The organism is Ensifer sp. Root278, assembly GCF_001429285.1.
Lineage (GTDB): Bacteria > Pseudomonadota > Alphaproteobacteria > Rhizobiales > Rhizobiaceae > Ensifer.
In genome coordinates this window covers 381,949-407,029 of record NZ_LMJJ01000012.1, presented here as the reverse complement: position 1 = coordinate 407,029, position 25,081 = coordinate 381,949, and the positions used below count along the sequence as shown (strand labels likewise).

Genomic DNA, 25,081 nt, shown 5'->3' with positions numbered 1-25,081 from the left:
GGATGCGGAGGCGTGTCTGCGGTTTCCGTCCGTGTCCCGCTCTGATTTATGAGGATCGGCAGGAGCGCAGCGGGCAGGGATTGCCGCGCTCCCGCCGGGCTTTCACTCTGCGGCCGGGCGGAACTGGTCGTGCTCGGTCGATTCCTTCATCGCGGTCGTTGAGGACTGGCCACCGGTAATCGCCATCGAAACGGCGTCGAAATAGCCTGTGCCCACTTCACGCTGGTGCTTGGTCGCGGTGTAGCCGTTGACCTCGGCTGCGAATTCCGCTTCCTGCAGTTCCGAATAGGCGGCCATCTGTCTCGCCTTGTAGCCGCGTGCCAGTTCGAACATGCCGAAGTTCAGCTGATGGAAGCCAGCGAGCGTGATGAACTGGAACTTGTAGCCCATCGCGCCCAGCTCGCGCTGGAACTTGGCGATCGTCGCGTCGTCGAGGTTCTTTTTCCAGTTGAACGACGGCGAGCAGTTGTAGGCGAGCAGCTTGCCCGGATGCGCCTTGTGCACGCCTTCGGCGAACTTGCGGGCCTGCTCCAGATCTGGCTTCGAGGTCTCGCACCAGATGAGGTCGCAATGCGGTGCATAGGCGATGGCTCGGGCGATGCAGGGCTCCAGCCCGTTCCTCACCTGGTAGAAGCCTTCGACCGTGCGTCCGGCGTCATAGTCGACGAAGGGGCGGTCGCGCTCGTCGATGTCGGAGGTCAGCAGCTTTGCTGCTTCCGCATCCGTGCGGGCGATGACCAGCGTCGGCGTGCCCATGACGTCGGCGGCAAGGCGTGCCGCGTTCAGGTTGCGGATATGGGCGGCCGTCGGGATTAGAACCTTGCCGCCGAGGTGGCCGCACTTCTTTTCAGACGCGAGCTGGTCCTCGTAGTGAACGCCGGCAGCCCCGGCTTCGATGAACGCCTTCATGATCTCGAAGGCATTGAGCGGGCCGCCGAAGCCGGCTTCGGCATCGGCAACGATCGGCGCGAACCAGGTGTCGACCGAAAGGCCCTTGCCTTCCGAGGTCTCGATCTGGTCCGCACGCTGCAGCGTGCGGTTGATGCGCTTTGCGAGCTCGGGCGCCGCATTGGCCGGATAGAGCGACTGGTCCGGATACATTGCCGAAGCGGTGTTGGCGTCGGCAGCAACCTGCCAGCCGGAGAGATAGATCGCCTTCAGGCCGGCGCGGACCATCTGCATGGCCTGGTTGCCGGAGAGAGCGCCGAGCGCGTTGACGAAGTCATCCTCGTGAATGAGTTTCCACAAGCGGTTCGCGCCCATTTCGGCCAGCGAATAGCGGATTTCGACCGACCCGCGCAGCCGTTTCACGGTCTCGGCGGTATAGGGGCGTTCGACGCCATCGAAGCGGCCTTGCGGTGCGCTCGGAACAAGCTTGTAAAAATCAGTCATTGCATCCTCCTGTCAAAATCAGACATCCATTCGACTTTCGTCGCACGGCGCTTTGTGTTTCGAGTTCATGTGACAGGTTTTACATTGCGCTGCGATATTCGGCCATTGGAAACAATGAAATGGCGCGGTCAAAAGGGTTATCTTGTCTTGCCTTTGACAGAAGCGCGAAGTAAATTTGTAAAAAGTGTAAAGTGTCGCGCTCGTTGCAGATTGTAAAGGTAGTTACAAATGGCCGAGAACAAGATCTTCGCCGGTCCGCGGGTCAGGCGTATTCGCAACGGTCTCTCGCTGACGCAGACGGCCATGGCCGAGGCCCTCGGTATCTCGCCGTCCTACCTTAATCTGATCGAGCGCAATCAGCGGCCGTTGACGGTTCAGCTGCTTTTGAAACTCGCGTCGGTCTACAAGGTCGATCTCGACGAGCTGCAGGGAGAAACCGGTGGCAGCCTCACGCAATTGCGCGAGGTTTTTGCCGATCCGCTGTTGTCAGCCGAACTGCCCGGAGAGCAGGAGCTGATCGAGGTGGCGGAAGCCGCCCCCAATGCCGCCGGCGGTGTCGTCAAGCTCTATCGCGCCTATCGCGAGCAGGCGGCGCGCCTGAAGGACCTCGCCGACCTGCTGGCGGGGCAGGGGCATATGGAGGCGCTTTCGGGCACGCGGCTGCCGATGGACGAGGTGCGCGAAACCTTCGAGGCGCGGCCCAATCATTTTGCTGCAATCGAGGCAGCGGCGGAAGCCTTTCATGAGGCACTGTCGCCGGGCGATGATCTCGTGGGTGCACTCAAGAATTGGCTGAAAAAGGAGCACGGCCTGGTGGTGCGCAGCCTGCCGGTGCATGCCATGCCCAATCTGCGCCGCCGTTTCGACCGGCATTCCATGCGCCTCTTCATCTCCGAGCGGCTATCGCCGTATGACCAGCTCCGCGAGATCGCCATGGAGGCCGTATCGATCGCCTGCCATGAGGCGATCATCGCCGAACTCGAGCCTTTGCGTTTCTCGACGGCGGAGGCGCGACGCATCGCCCGTTTCGAGCTTGCGCGCTATGGCGCGCATGCGCTGATGATGCCCTATGCCGCCTTCCTCGCCGCCGCGCAGCGCGCGAAGTATGATGTCGACGTTCTGCGTGCGCGCTTTCAGGTCTCCTTCGAGCAGGCCGCCAATCGGCTGACCATGCTGCAGCGGCCGGGCGCACAAGGCGTGCCCTTCTTTCTGATGGAGATCGACAATGCCGGCCACCGCTTGCGGCGGGCCGGCGCTTCAGGCTTCCCGCAGGCGAAATTCGGCGGCGGCTGTCCGAAGCTCAATATCCACGCCGCCTTCTCGGTGCCGGGCCAGGTTCTGGTCGATCGTGTCGAAATGCCCGATGGCGCTGCATTTCTGACAGTGGCGCGCACGCTGGATGGCCCGCAGGCGGCGTTTCAGGAGCGGGTTCGGCGCACGGCCTTACTCCTCGGTTGCGAAGCGTCCTTCGCTGATGAGGTGGTCTACGGTGCGGGGATGCCGCCGGCGGTCGCGATTGGTGCCGCCTGCCGGCTCTGTGAACGGCAGGGCTGTCTGGCACGCGCCGAGCCGCCGGTCACGCGGCCGCTGGGGCTCGATGAGATGGCGACCGGGCTCAGCGTTTTCGATTTTCAATAGCTGACGGGATGCTGGTTCGGCAGCAGCGGTGCATCCGGCGCGAAGCATTCCGCCGGAAGGCCCGTCGTATAGCCGCGGGTGATATGCGCCTTGTCCGCATAGGCCTTGTTGCGCATCAGGATCGCGTGCAACTCCGGCAGGTTGTAGAACGGCACGCCCGGATAGAGGTGGTGCTCGAGGTGATAGTTGATGTTGTGGGGGGCGAAGAACAGCTTCTCCCAGGCATGCGGATAGACCGTGCGTGAACTCGTGAGTTCGTCGCTATAGTCCATGCTGCCAAAGTGCTCGGCGACGCTGCGTATATAAAGGAACAGGCAGAAGAAAGTGAGGAACGGCACCACCCAGTAGAGCGCCACTTCCCGCCAGATGCCGAGCAGCGTGAAGATCGCCGCGGCGGCCACATAGAAGCCGATGCGCAGCAGCTTGTATTGAAGCGTCGAGCGGTCGTTGTTTCCCATGCGTTTGGCCATGTGCAGCATGTCGCGCAGCGAATTGACCGCAACGAGGTAGCCAAGCACCTGTGTTATGCCGCGAGCAAGCTTCTGCGGGAAGGTGAATTGCGGCATGCCGAGCTTCGCCGTCCAGTCCGGATCCTCGTCGGTATTGGCATGCTGGTGGTGCGCGAGATGGTTCTGGCGATAGCCGTCGACGGTGGCAAGCACCGGCCAGGCGAGCACGAGATCGCTCATCCAGTCGCTGAGTTTTCTGTTGCGGATGATGCGGTAATGCGCCGCCTCGTGGATCATGCAGCCGAGCGCATGCATGCGTCCGGCGATCAGCACAACGGCGAGCAGATAGACCAGCGGACTGCCGGCATATTCGCTGACGGCGATCGCCGCTGCGATCATCGCCCAATCGAAAGCGATTGCGCCCAGCGCCTTGTGCGGCTCGAGCACCGAAAGGCGTTTCAATTCCTTGGGGTCGATCCTGCGGTTCCGCCCGCCTGTGGCCTTCTCGCCAACGATCTTCTCGCCCATCGCAATACCCAAGCCTTGATACACAACCGGCGAGAAAATCGCACGGTGATCATGGTTAATCAATTGTAAACGTCGGTCCGTACATGTCGAGCATCGACATGGTTAACTGCGGCGAGCGGTGACGCCCGGTTTAAGCAGCCGCCCGGCGGCTTGCCATAAGTGCCCGTTTTTCCTTGGCTTGTGAAAAACACCGACCGATACGGCGGCGCCTTTTTGTTGGCACGAAAGCGCTTGAGGTTATCGAGAAACATGCCTAACCTCCGGCCTGAGCGAAGCGGATTGGACGGTGTCCCGGCATGCCGGGCCCGATACGAAAAATCAAAAGGGGAGTTGTATGTCCAAGCTCATCGTCACAACCCTGGCGGCAGCCGTACTGGCCGGTTCGACCATGCTGGCCTCGGCGCAGGAGCGCGTGGTCAACGTCTACAACTGGTCGGATTACATCGACAGCAGCATTCTGGAAGACTTCACCAAGGAGACCGGTATCAAGGTCGTCTATGACGTCTTCGATTCCAACGAGATCCTGGAGACGAAGCTGCTCGCGGGCGGTTCGGGTTACGACGTGGTCGTGCCGACGGCAACCTTCCTGCAGCGGCAGATCGCCGCCGGCGTGTTCCAGAAGCTCGACAAGTCGAAGCTGCCGAACCTTTCCAATATGTGGGACGTGATCATGGAGCGTACGGCGAAGTACGATCCGGGCAACGAATACGCCGTCGACTACATGTGGGGCACCACCGGCATCGGCTACAATGTCGACAAGATGAAGGCGATCCTGGGCACGGACGAGAAGCCCAACTGGGACGTGATCTTCAAGCCGGAACTGGCGGCGAAGTTCAAGGATTGCGGCATCCACATCCTCGATTCCCCGACCGACGTCATGCCGTCGGCGCTTGCCTATCTCGGCCTCAATCCGGATAGCCACGATGCTGCCGATCTGGAAAAGGCGGCCGAACTCCTGGCAAGCATCCGTCCCAACGTGCGCAAGTTCCATTCCTCGGAATACATCAACGCGCTCGCCAACGGCGACATCTGCCTTGCGGTCGGTTTCTCCGGCGACGTCTTCCAGGCCCGTGACCGCGCGGCCGAAGCGAAGGCCGGCGTGACCGTCGACTATGCGATCCCGTCGCAGGGTGCGCAGATGTGGTTCGACATGTTCGCGATCCCTGCCGATGCGCAGCACGTCGAGGAAGCCCATGCCTTCCTCAACTACATGATGAAGCCGGAAGTCGTCGCCAAGGCATCGAACTACGTCTTCTACGCCAACGGCAACAAGGCCTCGCAGCAGTTCCTCGACAAGGCCGTTCTGGAAGATACCGCCATCTATCCGTCGGAAGAGGTGATGCAGAAACTGTTCACGGTGACGCCCTTCGAGGCGAAGGAACAGAGGGTATTGACCCGACTCTGGACAAAGGTCGTAACCGGCCAGTAAGAGCGGAAAACGAATTGCCCGGACCTCAAAATCCGGGCAATTTTCTTAATGGGCGCCGGGGAAAACAAGAGCGCCCAATCGGCTGTATCATTCGGGGATAGATGATGAAGTCTCTCGGCAGTATTCGGCGGTCCTTTGCCCCCTGGGCGGATCCCGCTTCCAAGCCATTCATTTCCGTCAAGAACGTGACAAAGCGGTTCGGCGATTTCACCGCCGTCGACGACCTTTCGCTTGATATCTACACACGCGAGTTCTTTGCGCTCCTCGGCGCGTCGGGCTGCGGGAAGTCGACGCTCCTGCGCATGCTTGCCGGCTTCGAGCAGCCGACGTCGGGTGAGATCATTCTCGACGGGCAGAGCCTCGCCGGCATCCCGCCCTACCGGCGGCCGGTCAACATGATGTTCCAGTCCTACGCGCTCTTTCCGCACATGACGGTCGAGAACAACATCGCCTTCGGCCTCAAGCAGGACGGCATGCCGAAAGCGGATATCGCTGCGCGCGTCGCGCAGATGCTGAAGCTGGTGAAGCTCGAAAAGTTTTCCCAGCGCAAGCCGCACCAGCTTTCCGGCGGCCAGCGTCAGCGCGTCGCGCTCGCCCGCTCGCTTGCCAAGCGGCCGAAGGTGCTGCTCCTCGACGAGCCGCTCGGCGCGCTCGACAAGAAGCTGCGCGAGGAAACCCAGTTCGAACTGATGGACCTGCAGCAGGAACTCGGCCTCACCTTCGTCGTCGTGACGCACGACCAGGAGGAGGCGATGACCATGGCCGACCGCATTGCGGTGATGAGCCACGGCAAGGTCATCCAGGTCGCGACCCCGGCCGAGATCTATGAGGCGCCGAATTCCCGTTTCGTCGCGGACTTCATCGGCGACGTCAACATTTTCGAAGGAGCGGTCGGCGGGGCTGACGGCGGCTACGTGCGCCTTGAAGGCACCAACGGCTTCCCGATCCGCATGGCGTCGCCCGAAAGACCGGCTACAGGCGGCAAGTCCGCCGTCGCCGTCCGCCCGGAAAAGATTCGTGTCAGCCGCCAGCCGCCGGCACACGCGCCCGTCAACGCCGTCCAGGGGGAGATCTGGGATATCGGTTATCTCGGCGACATGACCGTCTTCCACGTGCGCCTGAAGGACGGACGCGTGATCAAGGCGTCGTCGCTGAATGCGGTGCGCGCGGTTGAGGATCCGCTCGGCTACGACCAGGAGGTCTGGATTTCCTTCGGCGAAGACGCCGGCGTCGTTCTGAAGGATTGAGACCATGACACGCGTCGCATCCGCTCTCTTCAGCCGCCTCGTCATCATCATCCCCTATGCCTGGCTGCTGTTTTTCTTCCTCATCCCCTTCTTCATCGTCTTCCGCATCTCGCTGTCGCAGACGGCAGTGGCGATGCCGCCCTATACGCCGGTCTTCGATCTCTTTGGCGGCCTGTCCGGAATCCTTGAAAAGGCGCGGGAGTTCTCGTTCGACAACTATGTCTGGCTGACGGAAGACGTCCTCTACTTCAACGCCTATGTATCGAGCGTCATCATCGCGGCGGTTTCGACTGTCCTGACGCTGCTAATCGCCTATCCGGTCGCCTACGGCATGGCGAAGGCACCGAAGACCATTCGGCCGACGCTCTTGATGCTGGTGATCCTGCCGTTCTGGACGAGCTTCCTGATCCGCGTCTACGCCTGGATCGCGATCCTGAAGCCCGAGGGTCTCCTCAATCAGTTCCTGATGAGCATCAACGTCATCGACCAGCCGTTGATCATCCTCAACACCAACTGGGCGATCTATATCGGCATCGTCTATTCCTATCTGCCCTTCATGGTGCTGCCGATCTATTCGTCGCTCGAGAAGATGGACCACACGCTGACCGAAGCGGCACTCGACCTCGGCTGCACGCCGTTTACGGCCTTCTGGCGCGTGACCTTCCCGCTCTCGCTCGCGGGCGTCGTCGCCGGCTGCCTGCTCGTCTTCATCCCGGCCGTCGGCGAATTCGTTATCCCCGACCTGCTCGGCGGCTCGGAAACGCTGATGATCGGCAAGACCCTCTGGAACGAGTTCAACGCCAACCGCGACTGGCCGGTATCCTCGGCAGTGGCGACGATTCTGCTTCTGATCCTGGTGCTGCCGATCGTCTATTTCCAGAACGCGCAGGCCAAAGCCGACAGCGAGGGGAAGTAGGAGATGGGCACCTGGTCTCGCTTCAACATCGCCTCGATCGTGCTCGGCTTCGGCTTCCTCTACCTGCCGATCGTGCTTCTGGTGATCTTCTCGTTCAACGAGTCGAAGCTCGTCACGGTCTGGGCGGGCTTTTCGACCAAATGGTACACGCAGCTCTGGCACAATCAGGCGCTGCTCGATGCCGCCTGGGTGACGATCCGCGTCGCGCTGATCTCGGCGACCTGTGCAACGGTGCTCGGGACGCTGGCGGCGCTGGCGCTCGTTCGCTACACGCGTTTTCGCGGCCGCATGCTGTTTTCCGGCATGGTCTATGCGCCGCTCGTCATGCCCGAGGTGATCACCGGTCTGTCGCTCCTGCTGCTCTTCGTCGCCATCGGCCTTGACCGCGGCTTCTGGACGATCACGCTGGCGCATATCACCTTCACCATGTGCTTCGTCGCCGTGGTCGTGCAGTCGCGGCTCTTAAGCTTCGACCAGTCGATCGAAGAGGCAGCGCTCGATCTCGGCGCCACGCCGGTCCGCACCTTCTTTGCGATCACGCTGCCGGTTATTGCGCCGGCAGTGTTTTCCGGCTGGGTGCTGGCCTTCACGCTGTCGCTGGATGATCTGGTGATTTCGAGCTTCACGACGGGACCGGGCGCCACGACGCTGCCGATGAAGATCTACAGCCAGGTGCGGCTCGGGGTGACGCCGGAAATCAATGCGATCTGCACCATTCTCATCGGCATTGTCGCAATCGGGGTCGTCGTTGCCTCCATCGTCACCAAGCAGCGTGAGGCACAGCGCGAGCGCGACGAGCGGGCCGCCTTTGCGCAATCCTGAGCGGGAGCTGCTCCGCGCTTGGGCGTGAACCGGCTTTGTCCTTTGTGAACGGCAACCGGCGGCCGGCGTCTCGACGCCGGCCGTTTTCAGTTGGGTTCGCCGAGGACCGACAGGGGCGAGATCACCGCATTCGGCCAGGACCCGCCGACGAAGAAGCGCAGCCTTTGTCCGGCATTGAGTGTGTCGATGAACGTGCCGGCGAGTGCCAGGCTGCCGGTGCGATAGGGAATGACGCCATTGACCGAGAGGCTGCCGGTTTTGCCGGTGAAAAGCGCCTGGTTCAGCCGCGCCGACCCCTGGCCGAAACTGGCTTCGATGTCGGCCGTCTGGAAAGCGAAGCTGCCATCGCTCGCCTGAGCCAGCGAGAAGAACTCTCCCGCCCTGACCAGGTCCGCGAAGGCGTTTGCGTCGAAACTGGAGAGGGTGCCGTTGGCGAGCGAGAGCCTGATGCGGCCCGAAGCCTCGGCCGCCTGCTCAGTCCAGAACGGATGCTCGGTCACCAGGTCGAAGTTGACGTTGCCGCGGCCGGACGGGATCGGGCCGGTAAACCCGAAGTCCGCGAGCGCTGCGGCGAGGTCGGCATTTTTCAGGACAAGTTCGAGTTTGCCGCCCTTTGCCAACCCCGCTTCCGAGACGGCGATCCGGCCACTGAGCCGGCCATTGGCATAGGTGCTGTCGGCGATGTCGATGGAAGCGCGCCCATGGTCGATGATGATGCCGGCCGCCACATCCACGAGCCGCAGCGGGCCGACCAATGCCTCCTGCGCCGACAGGCGGACATCGGCACGCCAGGTCCGCGCGAAAGCGTCACCGAGCTGCTTGGCGATGTCGTCAGGCTCCACCGGCAATTGATCGATGAGGGGTTGCAAACCGTTGAGGCCGATGCGGTCGAAGGCGAGCGTGCCCTCAATACGGGGCGTATCGTTGGCTGGCGTGGAGACGTCGAGAACACCGGTCGCGTTGGCGCCGCCCAGAGCAAGCTGCAGATCGTCGAGCTTCAGGGAGCTATCACCTGTCGTGACATTGGCGCTGAGGTTGAAACTGCTGTCGGGCAGGGCACGCTCGGCTTTGCCCTCGAACCAGGCCGCCAGCGTTTGCAGGGATGCGGTCGAAAGCTGGAGCCGGCCCGAACTGATCGGTGTTTGTGAGAGACTGCCGACGCCTTCGAAAGAGAGGTTCAATGGCGTTGAGGTCAGCGATGTCCTGAGCGTCGTATCGCGGCCGGCAAGAAGCGCCAGCGGTTCGTTGCAGTCGAGCGTCCAGGTTACCAGCTGTCCACCAATGCTGCCCGAGAACTGGGCGCCCAGAGGCTCGGAGAAGGACGGCCACTTGACCGTTCCGGAGATGCCGGAAAATTCACGGGTCTGATTGGTAATGAGATCGATGACCTGCAGGCGTCCGTTTTCGACCGTGACGTCACCGAAGGGCGTATCGTCGCCGGAGGTCGATCGCTCCGGCACAGTCAACCAGTGTGGACGTTGCCAGTTGAGCGTGCCATCCGTCCGCCTTTCCAGCGTGACGACCGGCTCGATCAAGCGGATGTCCTCGAGGTCCGGGTCGCCATCGATGGCTGAAAGCAGGCTGAAGGACGCGGTTATGCTGCCGATATGCACGAGCTTGCGCGATGTGCCATCTGCCGTCTCGATCGTCGCGGAGCGCAGCGTGAGGGTCGGTTCCGGCCAGAAGCGGATCTCGGGATTGCCTGTTATCCGGCTTTTCCCACCTGACCAGGCGTCGAGCATGTGCTCCACCGTCGGGCGCACGTCGGCGGTCGAAATCAGCAGAGGCAGTGCGGCATTGTAGGCGACAGCAAGCCCCACTCCGATCGCTGCGGCCCACAGGAAGTGGCGACGGCTGAGCCGCGACCGCAGGCGTGCGTCGCGCATCTTATGCAGGAAATTCCGTGTCATGTCTGCCCGGTCGCCATCGCTTGGATCTCGCATGTTGGATAGGCCTTCGGTCTTCAGAAATCAAATGCGACGGACAGGAAACAGACAGGTAAATGTCGCCGGCGCGATGCCGAGACGACTGCAGGTACTGTTTATTTTGCGATGCAGCATGGTATAGAGAGCATGGAGTAGGAGTGGAGGAAAGCATGCAAGCAGAGCAGCCGTTGTGGGTTCCGAGTCCAGAGATCCGTGCGCATAGCCCAATGGCTGAATTCATCGCCTGGTGCAGCGAACGCTTCGGCAGAACCTTTGCGGATTATGACGCGTTCCATGCATGGTCGGTGGCCGAGCGTGGTGACTTCTGGACCGCAGTCTGGGAGCATTGCAACGTCGTCGGGGAGCGTGGCGCGACTGCCCTCGTCAATGGCGACCGGATGCTCGATGCCCGTTTCTTCCCCGAAGCGAAACTGAACTTCGCGGAGAACCTGCTTCGCGAAACCGGCGATGGCGATGCGCTTGTCTTCCGCGGTGAGGACAAGGTCGACTACCGCCTGTCGTGGAATGATCTGCGTGCTTTGGTGTCGCGACTGCAGCAGGCGCTGAAAGCGCAGGGTATTGGCCCAGGCGATCGCGTCGCGGCGATGATGCCGAACATGCCGGAAACCATCGCGCTGATGCTGGCGACCGCCTCGATCGGGGCGATCTGGTCGTCCTGCTCTCCCGATTTCGGCGAGCAGGGCGTTCTCGATCGGTTCGGCCAGATCGCGCCGAAGCTGTTCATCGCCTGCGACGGCTACTGGTATAACGGCAAGCGCCAGGACGTCGACGCGAAGGTGCGCGCGGTCTCCGCGAGCCTTGCAGTGCCGGCGCTGATCATACCCTATGCCGGCGACAGCGCAGCGCTTGCGGCCTCGATCGCGGGCGGCAAGACTCTCGGAGATTTCACCGCGCCGTTCGAGGCGAAGACGCTGACGTTCGAACGGCTTCCGTTCAGCCATCCGCTCTATGTGCTGTTTTCGTCGGGCACAACGGGTGTTCCGAAGTGCATCGTTCATTCGGCCGGCGGCACCTTGCTGCAGCACCTGAAGGAGCACCGATTCCATTGCGGCCTGCGCCGCGGCGAAAACCTCTTCTACTTCACCACCTGCGGCTGGATGATGTGGAACTGGCTGGTCTCGGGCCTGGCGGTCGGCGCCACGCTTTGCCTCTTCGACGGCTCGCCCTTCTATCCCGACGGCAACGTGCTCTTCGACTATGCCGCCGCCGAGAAGTTCGCCGTGTTCGGCACCTCGGCCAAGTACATCGATGCGGTCCGCAAGGGCGGCTTCGTGCCGGCCAAGACCCATGATCTCTCCACCTTGAGGCTGCTCACCTCCACCGGTTCGCCCTTGTCGCCGGAAGGCTTCTCCTTTGTCTACGAAGGCATCAAGTCGGACGTCCAGCTCGCTTCGATCTCTGGCGGCACCGATATCGTCTCCTGCTTCGTGCTCGGCAATCCCTTGAAGCCGGTCTGGCGCGGCGAGATCCAGGGGCCGGGCCTCGGATTGGCCGTCGACGTTTGGAACGACGAGGGGCAATCCGTGCGCGGTGAAAAGGGCGAACTCGTCTGCACCAAGGCGTTCCCGTCGATGCCGGTGATGTTCTGGAACGACCCGGAGGGTGCCAAGTATCGCGCCGCCTATTTCGAGCGCTTCGACAATATCTGGTGCCATGGCGACTTTGCCGAATGGACCGAACATGGCGGCATCATCATTCACGGCCGCTCCGACGCGACGTTGAACCCCGGCGGCGTGCGCATCGGCACCGCGGAGATCTACAATCAGGTCGAGCAGATGGAGGAGGTCGTCGAGGCGCTCTGCATCGGGCAGGATTGGGAAGACGACGTGCGCGTCGTTCTCTTCGTTCGCCTCGCATCTGGTATCGCGCTCACCGACGATCTGACCAAGGCGATCAAGAACCGCATCCGCATCGGCGCGTCGCCGCGCCACGTGCCGGCGAAGGTGATCGCGGTCGCCGACATCCCCCGCACCAAGTCGGGCAAGATCGTCGAGCTTGCCGTTCGTGACGTCGTGCACGGCCGTCCGGTGAAGAACAAGGAGGCGCTCGCTAACCCCGAGGCGCTCGACCTTTTTGCCGGGCTCGAGGCCCTTAAAAATTGAGGGCGCGTTAACTTGTTGGCGCTCCCCGAATTAACCAAGCCTTCAGACTTGCTGAAAAATCACTAAAATTACGGAGCCGCCTGGTAAGGTCTTGTTAACAATTGGGGGCGCATGGTCATGTCAACTTGAGGCCGGTCGATGTAAGTCGGCGCTCGGCAGCGATGCCGCCGCAGACATGATGTCATCCCTTCTCGAGCACTTGTTGGTTTAGCATTCGATTATCGAGGTGGCCTCCCAGCCACCTTTTTTTTATGCCGTTGCTGCCGTCAGAAACGCGCAGGCGGGCTTCCCGATACCTATCAGGATCGGCCTTCGAGAGACCGCGACACGGCAATGACCGGGATCATGCCGGCGATGACGATGATCATGGCGGCGACCGAAGCATCCTCCACCTTCGCCCGCGATGCGTCCTCGTAGACGAGGGTCGCGAGCGTGTTGAAGTTGAAGGGTCTCAGCATGATCGTGGCGGAAAGCTCTTTCATCGTTTCGATGAAGACGAGCAGGGCTGCAGTCAGAACGGCTGGGCGCATCATCGGCAGCAACACGGTGCGCAGGGTCTGTCCGCCCGTGCGCCCGAGCGCGCGCGCGGCCATGTCGAGATGCGGAGAGAGCTTCTGGAAGCCGGCTTCGAGCGTGCCTTCCGCCATTGTCAGAAAGCGCACGCTGCAGGCATAAATGATGGCAAAGCCGGTGCCGGTCATCATCAGGCCGGTGGAGATGCCGAAGGTTTCCCGCATGCCGGCGTCGATCGCATTGTCGAGAGCAGCGAGCGGAAAGAGCACGCCGATCGCCAGCACCGTGCCGGGCACACCGTAGCCGAAGGAGGCGAGCCGCCCGGCCGTGTCGGAGACGCGGGAGTGCCCGGTGCGCGCCGCATAGGCCAGCACGAAGCCGAGCAATACCGTGGCCATCGCCGTCGCGCCCGAAACCAGGATGCTGTGGAAGAGCGCGTTCAGAAGGCGAGGCTCCACGAACTGGTCGATCCGCTTCAGGGCAAAATTGCCGAGGATGAAGAACGGCACGGCGAAACCGGAGAGGACGGGCAGCAGGCAGGCGAACATTGCCGCCCATTTCTTCCAGCCGGTCAGCGACAGCCGGACGGCGTCGTGGACGGCTGAGGTCGTCTTCTGGCTGGAAAAACGCTGGCGACGGCGTGCGGCCCGTTCGATCATCATCAGGCCGATGACGAAGACCAGCATGATGCAGGCGATCTGCGCGGCGCCCGCAAGACTGCCGCGGTTCAGCCAGGTATCGAAGATCGAGAAGGTCAGCGTCTGCACGCCGAGGAATTCGACGGCACCGATATCGTTCAAGGTCTCCATCGCAACCAGCGTCAGGCCGATCATGATCGCCGGGCGCGCCATCGGGATCTGGATGCGGAAGAACACTTTCAGCGGACCGGCGCCGAGCGTGCGCGCGACGTCCGCAGCCGCCCGTCCCTGCATCAGGAACATCGAGCGGCAGGCGAGGTAGATGTAGGGATAGAGCACCGAGCTCAGCACCAGCACCGCGCCGCCGAGCGAGCGGATATCCGGAAACCAATAGTCGCGGCTCGTCTTGAAGCCGAAGATCAAGCGGATCAGGCTCTGCACCGGCCCGGTGAAGGTGAAGAGCTCACCGAAGGCATAGGCCGCAAGATAGGCGGGGATGGCGAGCGGCAGCACCAGGGCGGCGGAAAGAAATCGGCGAAGCGGAAACTCGCAGCTTGCCACCAGCCAGGCGGTCAGGATGCCGATGATTGCCGTGGTGGCACCGGTCAGCGAAACGAGGAGCAGCGTTCGCCCGGTTGCGCGCGGAATGACGTTTTCCATGAGATGCGGCCAGTTGCCGCCCCCGTCCGAAACAGCGAGCCACGCGATCGCGATGATCGGCATCAGCACGATCACCGACGTCAGGCCGGCCCAGGTCGCCAGGAGAGGATGGGAAAGACCGGTTCCTGCACGTGCAAGACGCCGCTTTGTTCTCTGAGTGATGGACTGCAATCGATCGATTCCGAAGCGTGACGGCAGGAATAGCTAACCGGCGGCCAGCAAACTGGCCACCGTGAGTCAACATTTCCTTATAACATCCGGTCTCAGTTCGCCAAGACGCGTTGTGACGGGAAGGAGATTTCCACCAGCGTGCCTTCGTTCGGCGCGGAGGTGATCGAGAAGTGCGCCCGGTTCGCTTCGGCCATGGCCTTCGTCAGCGGCAGGCCGAGCCCGGTGCCGTCGCCGCGCTTGCGTGCGCCCGTCGTCACCTGCCGGAATGGCTTCATCGCCTGGTCCAGCTCGTTGCGCGTCATGCCGACGCCGGTGTCGCGGATCCGCAGGATAACGCTGCCGTTCGCCTCGTAGGAGGTCGACACGACGATCTGACCGCCTGAGGGCGTGAAGCGGATGGCATTGGCCAGGATGTTGAGCGCGATCTGCTTGATCGAGCGGCCATCGGCGACGACGTTCGGCACGGCTGCCGAAAGCGAGGTGCGGATGATGACGCGCTGGCTGTTGGCCTGGGGCTGGACGAGAGACACGGCCTCGGAAACCGCCTCGTTGATCTCGACGGCGCCGAAGTCGAGGTCCATCTCTCCGGCTTCGATCTTCGAGATATCCAGGAGATCGTTGACGATATCGAGCACATGGCGGCCGGAGCGGCCGATATCGCCGGCATATTCGATATAGCGCGGGTGGCCGACCGGGCCGAAATGTTCGCTCGCCATCATGTCGGAGAAGCCGATGATCGCGTTGAGCGGCGTGCGGATCTCGTGGCTGACGCGGGCTAGGAACTCGGTCTTGTGGGCATTTGCCGTTTCTGCCGCGCGCTTGGCGTTCCGGAGCTCTTCCTCCGTCCGCTTCCACTGGGTGATGTCGCGGATCACGGCGCAGAAGCCGTTCGATGCCGAAAGCCTTCCGATGGTCATGAACAGAGGGATGAAGCCGCCATTGGCCTCCCGCCCGATCACCTCGCGGCCGTCGTTCAGCACGCTTGCGACGCCGTGGCCGGAAAGGCCGTGCAGGTAGTCGATCACGGCCTTCTGGCTTTCATGGGCAAAGAGCGCCGCGAAGGGTTTGCCGCGGATCTCGGCCTCGTCATAGTTGAAGAGCGCGCTCGCCGAGCGGTTCACCGAGCGGATATCGCCGTCATGGCCGAGAACGACCACGCCATCGGTGGCCGTTTCCAGAATGGATTTGAGCTCGTCGATTTCCGTCTTCAGGCGATCGACCTGTTCGCCGCCTGCCACCGCCTCGTCACTCTTGGCCGGCTGGACGCTTGGCGCGCTTGCCGGCGTCAGTGCCAGCATCAGCGCGCTGTTGCCGCCCCAGCGGATCGAGTGCAGGCGCGCGATGACCGGCCGCAATTGGCCGTCCTTGCGGATCAGCGTCATCGTGCCGTCCGGTTCGCCGTCGATCGCCTCTTCGCCGTTGGCAAACAGCGCGTCTATGCCGCCTTCCTGTGCGAACGCGTCGAGATCGCTATAGGCCGTGAGCCGCAGGAACTCCGGATTGGCATGCAGCAATTGCTCGCCGCGATGGACGAGCATGCCGATCGGCAGGCTGTCGAGGATCTCGCCGCTAAGACCGATGTCGGCCGTTTGCTGCTGGACGTCGGTCTCGCTGGCGGCGTCGCGTGTCTCCGCGTCAAGCTCGGTTTCGCTTCCGCTTGCCTCGACAGGCGCTGCGTCCTCAATTTCCGGCTCGTCCAACGGGGGCTGCAGCGACGCGGTGTCGTCGTTCTCGCTCGGGGGGAGGGGCTCGCCTGTTGTCGCGCTGACTGTTTCGCCGCTTTCCGACGCGGCTTCTTCCTCTTCCGGCGGCTTGCCGAAATTCTCGCCCAGTTGCCGGGCGATCTCGCGAAAGGCCGCCTGTTCGCCGCGTGTCAGCCCGTTCGCCGCGCGGTGCTGCTCAAGCTCGACGACCTTGTCGGAGGTTCGCGGGGCTGGTGTCTCGACGACGCGCAGCACCGGGCGCTCCCCCTGGAAGGGATTCGAGGGGGGCATAGGCTCTTCGACAAGGCTTTCCTCTTCAGGTGGAAGTTCCGTTGCTTCCGGCACGACCGAGAAAAGCGGCAGGTCTTCGGCCTGCGGTTCGGCCGCAACCCGGCCTTCGGCCTCAGCCTCGCCGGCTGGACTTTCGCTCTCGGCCCGTTCTGGCAGGGGCTCGTCCGTCTCCGCCTCGGTGAGGCCGAGCGCCAGGCCGTTGGCGTTCTCGTCCTCGACGGCATCGGCCAGGCGCACGATGCCGAAACCGCGGAAGCCGTCGAATTCGCGCGAGCGGGAATAGGTGGGTAAAGCCGCAAGATCGACCGGAACCTTGAGGCTCGTGCCTTGAATGGGCCAGAAAATCGTCTTGCCGGACCAGGTGTCGCGTCGCTGCAGCAGCGTGCCGATCTTGTGGTCGCGGTCGAGGTCGTAGCGTACCGCGACTTCGGTGAAGCTTGCGCCAATCACGTCGGCCGCGCGCGGGCCGACCGCGGTTGCGAATTCCTCGGAGATTTCGCTGAAGCGGCCCTCGGCATCGATTTTCCAGACGAAACGCACCGCACGACCGCCGGGCGTGAAGACGAACTCCGCCGGCTCCCCGGCAGCCTTGTCCACTTCGGTGATTTCGGCCGTTTCGTCTTCGGTTGCCTCGACGACAGCCGCTTCGGCAGCGATTTCAGTGGTCTCGACGCTCAGGTCCTCTGCGTCGGGTTCGTCCGCGGACGGTGCAATTGTCGTCTCGTCGGCGGTACTGGACGGCTCCGGCTCGATGACAGCGTCCGCCAGGACGCCCACTTCATCCGTGACCTCGACACCGTTGTCGATCTGCTGTTCGACGTCCGATGCGTCGGGTTCGTCAGCCGTTTCCAACGGCTCGAGCGGCGCCAGGCTTGCGGCCGGTTCGTCGCCCATTTCGTCGGTTGCGTCGGTCGCAATCTCGCTTTCGTCCGGACCCTGATCCTGGACGGGCGGCAACACCGGCGCTTGCTCGGCTGCAGGAGAGTGTTCCTCGGGGTCGAGAGTGCCGAGAATGGTCTCGACGGCAACGAGCAGGTGCAGCGACGGATCGTCGGCGATCTTGCCGACGGCTGCCGGCAGATGGCCCTTGCGGGTGGCGACCGGCCGTTTGATCAGCCAGTCGTGGTCGCGCGAGACCGCGACGACGAGTTGCTTGCGCGTCTCGTCCGACATGCCGAGGTCGGGAAAACCCGAGGAATGCGCGACAACGGCGCCCTCGCTGTCGAGCACGGCCATGTGGGTGTCGGGGCCGTCCAGGCCGGCGATCATGCGTGCGGCCCGATCTTCGATCGAAAGCGGTGCGCCTGCATGCGGCGCGGTGAAGAGCACGGCATCCTCGTCCGGCCGAACGCGGATCATTTCGACGGCGACATTGAGCGGCGTGCCGCGAAAGCCTGAGTACTTGCGGATCGAAAGCTGGCGGCGATCGCCGACGCGCACGAGTTGCGCGGCTGCGGCGCGCAACTGGCGCAGCGAAAGATCGTTCTGTTCCGGTCCTGCATCGATGAAGTCATAGATCGATCCGGCACCGAAGAACGCGGCGCCCTGATCGTTTGCCCAGAGGATGCGTGCGAAGTCCCGCGAAAACAGGATCGCCGCATCGCCACGGGCGAAATGCTCTCGCACCCGCGCATGCACGGCGATGTCGATGAAAGGATACTGTCTCGCGGGCATGAACGGGCCTATTGACGGATCGCTTACGGGTTAACACTCTATTAATACCCGGCGGATCCGCGGGGGTCCAGCGAGGCCCGAAGCTTCGTCCCGGCTTTCACCGCGAAAGGTTAATGCCCGGGTTTTTGTGCGCTGCACAATTTTATTGCAATGCACAAGGAGATCGACTATATAGTGCGCATCAAGCAACGGCGCCTCAGAAGAGGGCCTGACACCAAGGAGCGCTTTCATGGCTACCAAGAAGACCGACGACGTATTTTCCCTTTCCTCGTTCGACCCGGCGAAGATCACCGACAGCTTCCGCGATTTCGCGGAAAAGGGTGCCGCCCAGTCGAAGGAAGCCTATGCCAAGATGAAGACCGCCGCCGAAGAGGCGACGAAGACCGTCGAAGCCACGCTTGAAAGCGCTCAGACCGGCACCGTCGAAATCGGCCTCAAGGCGATCGACGCGCTGCGCACCAATGCGGAAAACTCGCTCTCGCACATGGAAGCGCTGCTCGGCGTGAAGTCGCTCTCCGAGTTTGTCGAACTGCAGACGAGCTTTGTCCGCAAGCAGGCCGAGCTTGCCGTCGAGCAGGCCAAGTCGATGCAGGAAGCGACCAAGAAGGTTGCCGAGAACGTCGCAAAGCCGGGCAAGGAAGCTGCCGAAAAGGCAATGTCCTCCTTCAAGAAGGTCTAAGCCGACCGACTGTGCTGCCTGGCGGGGAGCGACAGACCCTTGTCGCCACCGGATCTGCCGGGCGCGCCAAAATCCAAAAAGACCGGATGGGTTGCCATCCGGTCTTTTTGCAGGATAATCTCAAGTTAAGGCTTGCAAAGCGACGGAAGTCTCCGTATGTGAGCCGCCAAGCGACACACATGTCGCGAGCAGTGCGGTTGTAGCTCAGTTGGTTAGAGCGCAGGTTTGTGGCACCTGAGGTCGTAGGTTCGATTCCCACCAACCGTACCATTTCCTTCTTATCTCATTGATATTGAAGCGCTTGCGTAGCAGCCATCGCCGCAAACATCGCGCGCTCAGAACAGCTTGGCCATCGCTCTCAGCGCCACCACGTCATCGACGCCATTCTGGTAAAGCTCGAACAGCCGGACTGCCAGCTCCTTGGCCTCCGATGAGCGGCGCGGAAGATTTCTCTCTCTAATCGCATCCCTGAAGACGTCTTCGATCTTGATGAATTCACCCGGCAGGATTGGCCGGCCCGTAACAGCGACAAGCATCGTTCCATCCTCCTTCCTCAAATCCGTATGCGAACCGCTTCTGGGGCGGGCCGCCTGTTCATCGCGGTCGCCCTGAGCCATCGCACAGGGTTTTTCCGATGGAGCAGAAACGCAGGAAGACAACTCTCTGTTCCTGCCGCTGCGCTACCCAAATCGGGCTAATCGGCTGCATGGCTGCCGCCCGAGGTGGATGAGAGACGGTCCAGTTGGGCCAACTGCCTATGGCGGGTCTCAGGCGTGAACAGGCAAGCCGCAGACCGACCGCAGACTGAATAGACATTGGGGCCATCCGCCGGTAAAATTTTGAGAAAGGATTCTCGGAAGGCGCCGCAATCCATGGCCAACGAATCCATCAAGCGCAGACTCGCCGCCATCCTGGCTGCTGACGTCGTCGGCTACAGCCGGCTGATGGAGCGTGACGAGACGAGCACCTACACGCGGCTCATGGCGCGGTGGAAAGAGGTGCTGGAGCCGCTCGTCGCCACCCACCAGGGCCGGGTCTTCAAGACGACAGGGGACGGCGTGCTCGTCGAATTCTCCAGCGCCGTCAATGCCGTCGAATGCGCCGCAGCACTTCAGCGGGAAATGATGGCCGCAAACAGGGATGTCCCGGCGGATCAGGCGATCGTGCTTCGCGTCGGCGTCAATATGGGCGATATCATGGTCGCCGACAGCGATCTCTATGGTGATGGCGTGAATGTCGCGGCCCGGATCGAGGCGCTCGCCAGACCCGGCGGCGTCGCCATCTCGGATGGTGTTCATGAATATATGCACGGCCGCATCGACCTCCACTTCACCGACAGCGGTCACCACGAGGTCAAGAACATCGAACGCCCGGTGCACATCTGGAGCTGGTCGCCGGACGAGTACGCGGGCGCTTCTGTCGAGGTCGTCGCCGAAACTCCGCCGCAGCTACCGGCTCGGCCCTCGATCGCCGTGCTGCCGTTCGACAACATGTCCGGCGATCCGGAGCAGGGTTATTTCGCCGACGGCATCACCGAGGACATCATCACCGATCTCTCGAAGGTTTCCGGCCTCTTCGTCATCGCCCGCAATTCCTCCTTTGCCTACAAGGGCAAGTCGCCGGATATCCGCAAGGTGAGCCAGGAACTTGGTGTGCGCTATGTTCTTGAAGGCAGCGTGCGCCGCGCCGCCAACCGCATCCGCATCAACGCCCAGATGATCGACGGCACGACGGGCGGTCATCTCTGGGCCGAGCGCTACGACCGCGGCATCGAAGACATTTTCGAGGTTCAGGACGAAGTGACCCGCACCATCGTCACGGCGCTCAAGGTGAAGCTGACGGCCGGCGAGGAAGAGCGACGCGAAAGCCGCGGTAAGGTCGATCCGGAATCCTATGATCTGCTCGTCCGGTCCCGTCAGGCCATTCTGCGGTTCGATGCCGTGTCGTCAGCGGAGGCGCGCAGCATGCTCGAGCGCGCTATCGCCATCGATCCGGGTTTGGCAGCCGCCTACGCGTCCCTCTCGATCATCGCCTTGACCGATTTCATCAACCGATGGAACGGCGGGACGGTGGACAATCTGGAGCGTGCCTTGGAACTGGCGCAGAAGGCTGTTGATACCGACGACAACGAGCCGCATGGCTATCACGCGCTTTCAATCGCGCTCTGCTGGATGCGGCGTTTCGATGAGGCCGAAAGCGCCGCCCAACGGATGATCAAGCTCGATCCCAATTCCGCCGGTGGCCATACCGCCCTCGGCACGATCCGGGATTTTCAGAGCCAGTTCGAAGACGCGCTGCCGTTCTATACGCGGGCGCATCGGCTCGATCCGCAGTTCGACCTGTCGCTGCATTTCCTTGGGCGGACCTTGCTGAACCTCGGCCGTTTCGACGAGGCCGAGATCGCCTTCATGCGCCGGCTGGCGCTGGCGCCGCGATCCGACATGACGCGCTTCTATCTCGCCTGCCTCTACGGTCGCACCGGGCGTCACGAGGAGGCTCGGCGCTATTGGCACGAGGTGTTCGAGGTCAACCCGAATTTCTCCATCGACCACCTCAAACGGGCCTTGCCCTATCGGGACCCTGCCGTGCTCGGCCGCCTGGTGGATGGACTACGGGAAGCCGGCATTTCCCTTTAGATGCGACACCGGACAGCATGCGTTCTGAGACGCTCTGATCCATCGCTTCTGGACCATCGCTCATTAACGAGGGGAGGGGCGCGTGTCAGGAAGTCCATGCGGCCTTGCCGGGGTAGCGTCCCGTGGCACGATTCACCGTTTACTGCTTGCTCGCGAGCCAATGTGGGACCATTCTCAGGTTGATCCTGGCTATACGCTAAGACGAGAGGTCAGGCCGTGCGATGCTGTGCGGCCTCTTCTTTATTGGTCCTTCGGACGAGGAGGTTGACCATGTCTCCACAATATCAGGACCATCCGTTACGACTGGGCGACCAGGCTCCGAACTTTGTGCTGGATGCGATCTCACGCGAGGGCAAGATCGCCCTTGATGATTTTCGCGGCCGTCGCCCATTGTTGGTCGGGTTGTATCGGGGCCTGCTATGTCCCTTCTGCCGTCGCCATGTTGCGGCAATGGCACAGTTAAACCCGGCCCTGCGCGAAAAAGGCGTGGACTCTCTGGCGGTGGTGAACACCCCGGTCGAACGCGCGCGGCTCTATTTCCGCTATCATCCGATACCCGGCCTTCTTGCTGCATCCGACCCGGAGCGGGCGTCACACCGCGCCTTCGGCTTACCCCTCCTCGAGTTCACGGAGGAAGAAACCGACTGGCCACACAAGGTCGGAATGGACCTGGTCAAGACGATGCGGGTCGATCGGCCGGGGGAATTGCCTGAACCGATGGACCCGGCGGCCGCCGGTGACCTTCTGAGCGAAAAGGATGGGTACGAAATCACAGACGCCGATCAGCAGGTGAGGACACCCGGTCATATGCAGCTTGTCGGCCATTTTCTGCTCGATCGAGAAGGTGTGGTGCGCTGGAGCTTTACAGAAGTTGAGGACCAAGGTCAAAATATGTGCCAGGCGCTCAATCCCAAGGAACTGATGGCGGCCGCTTCACAAGTCGCACATTGATAGCGAAAATTCGCTCGACGAGGCCGCCGGGTTGCCGACGCGCGATTGTGGCGGATTTCTCCGATTCAGGCGTGTCAGACGAAGATCTGATGTTCCGCCGTCACCAGTTCCTGCAGGAAAGCCACGACTGTGCGCACGCGCACGAGCTCGCGGGCGCTTTCGTGATAGGAGGTCAGTAGGCGCGGCGGATGGGCGTCAGCCAAGCGGCGCGATGAGCGGTGGACCTTTTGTGACGAGCTTTCACCAGAAAATTCCATAGAATGTGATGTAGATTATGACCCCAAGGGAAATCGCAAGCGATGACCGGATCATGAAGTCAACGAATCTGAATTGATATCCGAAGCTTCCAATGTACGATCTCATGGTTTTCTTCCTTTCTTATTTTGTTTGTGATCGACTATAGCCGTGCTCTGGCCATGTTCGGCAGTTTGTACTTCTCCTCCGAGGGTGGGCCCAAGGTGTTATTTGATTAATTGGAAACAAGCGCCTTCCCGCGAAATAGGCGACATTATTCCGAGCTGCCGGGCTTACGTTTCTGTTTGCAATAGAATGCCCGTGCGGCTGTCAGCAGCGCCTCTTCGTCCAGTGGGTAGAGGCGGAACTCGGTCATGAGAAATTGCGCCAGCCGCTGAATTTGTTGGCCCTGCCGCGATATTCCGCACTCAGCACAAGCCGCGTCAAATACGCGCCGGAGCACGCCAATTTCGGTCTCACTCAATGCCGGGACGATATCATCGGAGTACCCGTGCATAGAGCCTCTCTTTCAATTGTTGAACATCTGCGGGTGCCCCGGGGCGCGCCGCGTTTAAACGGCCTCGTGCAACGCGCTTCGACAGTTTGATTTCACGCGTGTCGCTATCGCCAAACCGCTGCGCACTTTTTGCGCGACAAGCTTTAGGGCGTGTTGAGAGTACGCAGAGCCCGCGCCGCATTCTTTTGGCTGAGCCCCGTCATCGTCCATGAACCGATCTTTGCCGGCACGCCCGTGAACACATGGTAGATCGTGTACGACCTGTCGCATTCGACGCGGCGTCCGTATTGATAGAGCCTCATGGATCTGTTGGGCGCCCCGCCTTCCGATTCCCAGACACTAATGGCGAGTGCGTGTTCTTCGTCGCTATTTTTCATATCGCGTCCCTAACCTCGGTTTCGGTGTGTGTTCCAATGTTCAAAGCCGTCTGTCTCTCTGGATGGCTTCCTGAAGAAAATCGTCTGAACAGCACCGATGCATCCTTACTTCAGTGATGAGGGCGATAGGTTTGAGGGCGATAGGTTTCGGCCGCATAGGCCGACATCTTCGTTCGACTTTTGGGGCTAACTGACAAGCCAAGCGGCAAACGCCGTTACCCATCGAATTGCTGTCTCTACGATTTGGCCGAGAGGGAGATTGCGTGCCTGTCGCGATCCACTGCGATGAGGCCTTCAAGCTCCTCAGGCTCGATGGCAACAAGTCGCATTTGGTATTTGTTCTCGAGCGTCGCCGGCAGCTTGATGAAGGTCGCCACGCGGCGATAAGCCAGCCAGGAGATGCCTTCAATCGACTCCTCGTCCTCATCAACTTCGTAGTCGCCCGGGGCCACCATCTCGCAGAGGCCTGGCATCCAGAACGGTTCATCGAAATGGACGGTTCGGTATTTCGTACGGGTAAACATACTGCCCCCTTTCTTATGGCGAACGCCGTTCGCAAGGTTCAGCCAAATCGGGCTGGTCTGGCGCCAATGCAGCGCGAACAACTGCCGTCAAGGATCGATGATTGGTGAGTTTGGCGGTCTGGAGCCTCTGACGAAGCAAAAAGCCAAGCTGGCCTAAGAACGACGTTTAATCTGTATCCGATGATTGAGGCTTTACCAAGATATTTTGGGAGTATTAGACGGACTCATGAAAAAATTCTGGAGAATTCGACGTCAGTTGATATATATAAATCCAGAGAAAGATCAAGAATTATGTATTTCTATAAATATTAGTATCAATAATTAAATATCGAATATTTCACATTAACATCGATTCTTGATTGTTTACATTGACGTTTTTAAAGCGCAAACTGGAAAATCTGGATTGCCATTGGCTCATGGTCCGAGCGCGGGCCTGTAACGATCCCGATAATCACCTGATTAGAGGGAGCAAAGTCATGACACTCGATCGAATTTTTGAATGGACAAGACCCTACGCCATTGGTTTAGGCATTGGGCTTTTCGCGGCGCCGATTGTCGGTTTCAATGCTGGATGGCTTACGACCACGACTGCCAGCACGCGGGCGGCGGAAACCGCTCAGGTGGATGCATTTGCGGGCATCTGTTCAAGCGCAGCAGGACGAATGGCTACTGCCAGAAGCACGGACCTCGCTGCAATCAAAGGCTTCGACAATCGTGCGAAACGCGATGAATTCGTAGCCGCAATCATGACCGATATCCAAGTTCCGGCAGGTCTCGTAGGCAAGGTCGGTACGAATTGCAGTCGCTCATTGTCCTGAGTTGCTGTGGACGCCGTGCACTGGCATCGCAACCAAAATGAAAATTAGGAGGTCGCCGTGAGGAACTTTACTCTCGCTCGATTCTATACGTACGATTTCACCCGACTGTTCGTCGCGCTTGGGTTTACGCTCGCGATAGCCGTGATTGTCTATTCCGCGCTGTTTGGAAGCATCTTTTAGTCGTGTGGATGGCACATGGGCCTTGGTTCCGTATGGAGCCCCGACT

Annotated in this window: 20 protein-coding genes, 1 tRNA gene and 1 pseudogene; 11 read left to right on the top strand and 11 right to left on the bottom strand. The window is 61.3% G+C overall.

All coding sequences use genetic code 11. The annotated features are described in order from the left end of the window. Window positions 1-102: 102 nt before the first annotated feature. Window positions 103-1,392, bottom strand: a complete 1,290-nt coding sequence (gene aceA / locus ASE60_RS13410; protein ID WP_057251002.1) for an isocitrate lyase — start codon at window positions 1,390-1,392, stop codon at window positions 103-105. A gap of 228 nt (window positions 1,393-1,620) precedes the next feature. Here aceA and ASE60_RS13405 point away from each other — a divergent pair, with 228 nt between their 5' ends. Then, entirely contained in the window at window positions 1,621-3,030 is a 1,410-nt protein-coding gene (locus ASE60_RS13405; protein ID WP_057251000.1) for an XRE family transcriptional regulator, read from the top strand. Here ASE60_RS13405 and ASE60_RS13400 read toward each other — a convergent pair. Continuing rightward, complete coding sequence (locus ASE60_RS13400) at window positions 3,024-4,007, bottom strand: fatty acid desaturase family protein (protein WP_057250998.1); 984 nt, start codon at window positions 4,005-4,007, stop codon at window positions 3,024-3,026. The two genes, ASE60_RS13405 and ASE60_RS13400, sit on opposite strands and share 7 nt — an antisense overlap. 59 nt (window positions 4,008-4,066) lie before the next feature. Then, window positions 4,067-4,258 (bottom strand): hypothetical protein, encoded by a 192-nt coding sequence (locus ASE60_RS34570; RefSeq protein ID WP_146237024.1) that lies wholly within the window; start codon window positions 4,256-4,258, stop codon window positions 4,067-4,069. Between the two features lie 83 nt (window positions 4,259-4,341). Here ASE60_RS34570 and ASE60_RS13395 point away from each other — a divergent pair, with 83 nt between their 5' ends. The 4 genes from ASE60_RS13395 (at window position 4,342) to ASE60_RS13380 (ending at window position 8,421) form a co-directional block, all read left to right on the top strand. Further along, the gene (locus ASE60_RS13395) at window positions 4,342-5,436 is read left to right on the top strand and encodes a polyamine ABC transporter substrate-binding protein (protein ID WP_057250997.1); all 1,095 of its coding nucleotides are present in this window, start codon (window positions 4,342-4,344) and stop codon (window positions 5,434-5,436) included. 104 nt (window positions 5,437-5,540) lie between these two features. Then, complete coding sequence (locus ASE60_RS13390) at window positions 5,541-6,683, top strand: ABC transporter ATP-binding protein (RefSeq protein WP_057250995.1); 1,143 nt, start codon at window positions 5,541-5,543, stop codon at window positions 6,681-6,683. A gap of 4 nt (window positions 6,684-6,687) precedes the next feature. Beyond that, entirely contained in the window at window positions 6,688-7,599 is a 912-nt protein-coding gene (locus ASE60_RS13385) for an ABC transporter permease subunit (protein ID WP_057250993.1), read from the top strand. 3 nt (window positions 7,600-7,602) lie between these two features. Then, window positions 7,603-8,421: an ABC transporter permease subunit gene (locus ASE60_RS13380; RefSeq protein WP_057250991.1), complete on the top strand. Its 819-nt coding sequence runs from the start codon at window positions 7,603-7,605 to the stop codon at window positions 8,419-8,421. 86 nt (window positions 8,422-8,507) lie between these two features. On the opposite strand, the gene ASE60_RS13375 is transcribed toward ASE60_RS13380, so the two are convergent. After that, on the bottom strand, window positions 8,508-10,307 hold the full coding sequence (locus tag ASE60_RS13375) for an AsmA-like C-terminal region-containing protein (protein WP_244495601.1): 1,800 nt from the start codon (window positions 10,305-10,307) through the stop codon (window positions 8,508-8,510). A 209-nt stretch (window positions 10,308-10,516) separates the two neighbouring features. On the opposite strand from ASE60_RS13375, the gene ASE60_RS13370 reads away from it, so the two are divergent. Then, complete coding sequence (locus ASE60_RS13370; RefSeq protein ID WP_057250989.1) at window positions 10,517-12,469, top strand: acetoacetate--CoA ligase; 1,953 nt, start codon at window positions 10,517-10,519, stop codon at window positions 12,467-12,469. A 299-nt stretch (window positions 12,470-12,768) separates the two neighbouring features. On the opposite strand, the gene ASE60_RS13365 is transcribed toward ASE60_RS13370, so the two are convergent. Both ASE60_RS13365 and ASE60_RS13360 read right to left on the bottom strand, forming a co-directional pair. Then, window positions 12,769-14,343: an iron ABC transporter permease gene (locus ASE60_RS13365; protein WP_244495604.1), complete on the bottom strand. Its 1,575-nt coding sequence runs from the start codon at window positions 14,341-14,343 to the stop codon at window positions 12,769-12,771. 200 nt (window positions 14,344-14,543) lie between these two features. Beyond that, window positions 14,544-18,119, bottom strand: a complete 3,576-nt coding sequence (locus tag ASE60_RS13360; RefSeq protein ID WP_057250986.1) for a PAS domain S-box protein — start codon at window positions 18,117-18,119, stop codon at window positions 14,544-14,546. A gap of 229 nt (window positions 18,120-18,348) precedes the next feature. On the opposite strand from ASE60_RS13360, the gene ASE60_RS13355 reads away from it, so the two are divergent. Together ASE60_RS13355 and ASE60_RS13350 are read left to right on the top strand one after the other, a co-directional pair. Next, window positions 18,349-18,798 (top strand): phasin, encoded by a 450-nt coding sequence (locus tag ASE60_RS13355; protein WP_057250983.1) that lies wholly within the window; start codon window positions 18,349-18,351, stop codon window positions 18,796-18,798. A gap of 193 nt (window positions 18,799-18,991) precedes the next feature. Beyond that, a tRNA-His gene (locus ASE60_RS13350) sits at window positions 18,992-19,068 on the top strand. Between the two features lie 65 nt (window positions 19,069-19,133). Here ASE60_RS13350 and ASE60_RS13345 read toward each other — a convergent pair. Continuing rightward, complete coding sequence (locus ASE60_RS13345) at window positions 19,134-19,334, bottom strand: hypothetical protein (RefSeq protein ID WP_143032880.1); 201 nt, start codon at window positions 19,332-19,334, stop codon at window positions 19,134-19,136. 336 nt (window positions 19,335-19,670) lie between these two features. Here ASE60_RS13345 and ASE60_RS13340 point away from each other — a divergent pair, with 336 nt between their 5' ends. Both ASE60_RS13340 and ASE60_RS13335 read left to right on the top strand, forming a co-directional pair. After that, window positions 19,671-21,434 (top strand): adenylate/guanylate cyclase domain-containing protein, encoded by a 1,764-nt coding sequence (locus ASE60_RS13340; RefSeq protein ID WP_057250979.1) that lies wholly within the window; start codon window positions 19,671-19,673, stop codon window positions 21,432-21,434. 270 nt (window positions 21,435-21,704) lie between these two features. Beyond that, the gene (locus ASE60_RS13335) at window positions 21,705-22,385 is read left to right on the top strand and encodes a peroxiredoxin-like family protein (RefSeq protein WP_057250977.1); all 681 of its coding nucleotides are present in this window, start codon (window positions 21,705-21,707) and stop codon (window positions 22,383-22,385) included. 74 nt (window positions 22,386-22,459) lie between these two features. Here ASE60_RS13335 and ASE60_RS34565 read toward each other — a convergent pair. From ASE60_RS34565 to ASE60_RS13320, 4 genes and pseudogenes are all read right to left on the bottom strand, one after another. After that, window positions 22,460-22,558: pseudogene (locus ASE60_RS34565) on the bottom strand (LysR family transcriptional regulator); the annotation flags it as partial. 335 nt (window positions 22,559-22,893) lie between these two features. Beyond that, entirely contained in the window at window positions 22,894-23,136 is a 243-nt protein-coding gene (locus ASE60_RS13330; protein ID WP_057250975.1) for a hypothetical protein, read from the bottom strand. Window positions 23,137-23,279: 143 nt separating this feature from the next. Continuing rightward, window positions 23,280-23,513, bottom strand: coding sequence for a hypothetical protein (locus ASE60_RS13325; protein ID WP_057250973.1), 234 nt, complete (start codon window positions 23,511-23,513; stop codon window positions 23,280-23,282). A gap of 236 nt (window positions 23,514-23,749) precedes the next feature. Beyond that, window positions 23,750-24,037, bottom strand: a complete 288-nt coding sequence (locus ASE60_RS13320; protein ID WP_057251109.1) for a hypothetical protein — start codon at window positions 24,035-24,037, stop codon at window positions 23,750-23,752. A 476-nt stretch (window positions 24,038-24,513) separates the two neighbouring features. Between ASE60_RS13320 and ASE60_RS13315 the strand changes: the two genes are divergently transcribed. Next, entirely contained in the window at window positions 24,514-24,855 is a 342-nt protein-coding gene (locus tag ASE60_RS13315) for a hypothetical protein (protein WP_057251108.1), read from the top strand. The last annotated feature ends 226 nt before the right edge of the window (window positions 24,856-25,081 follow it).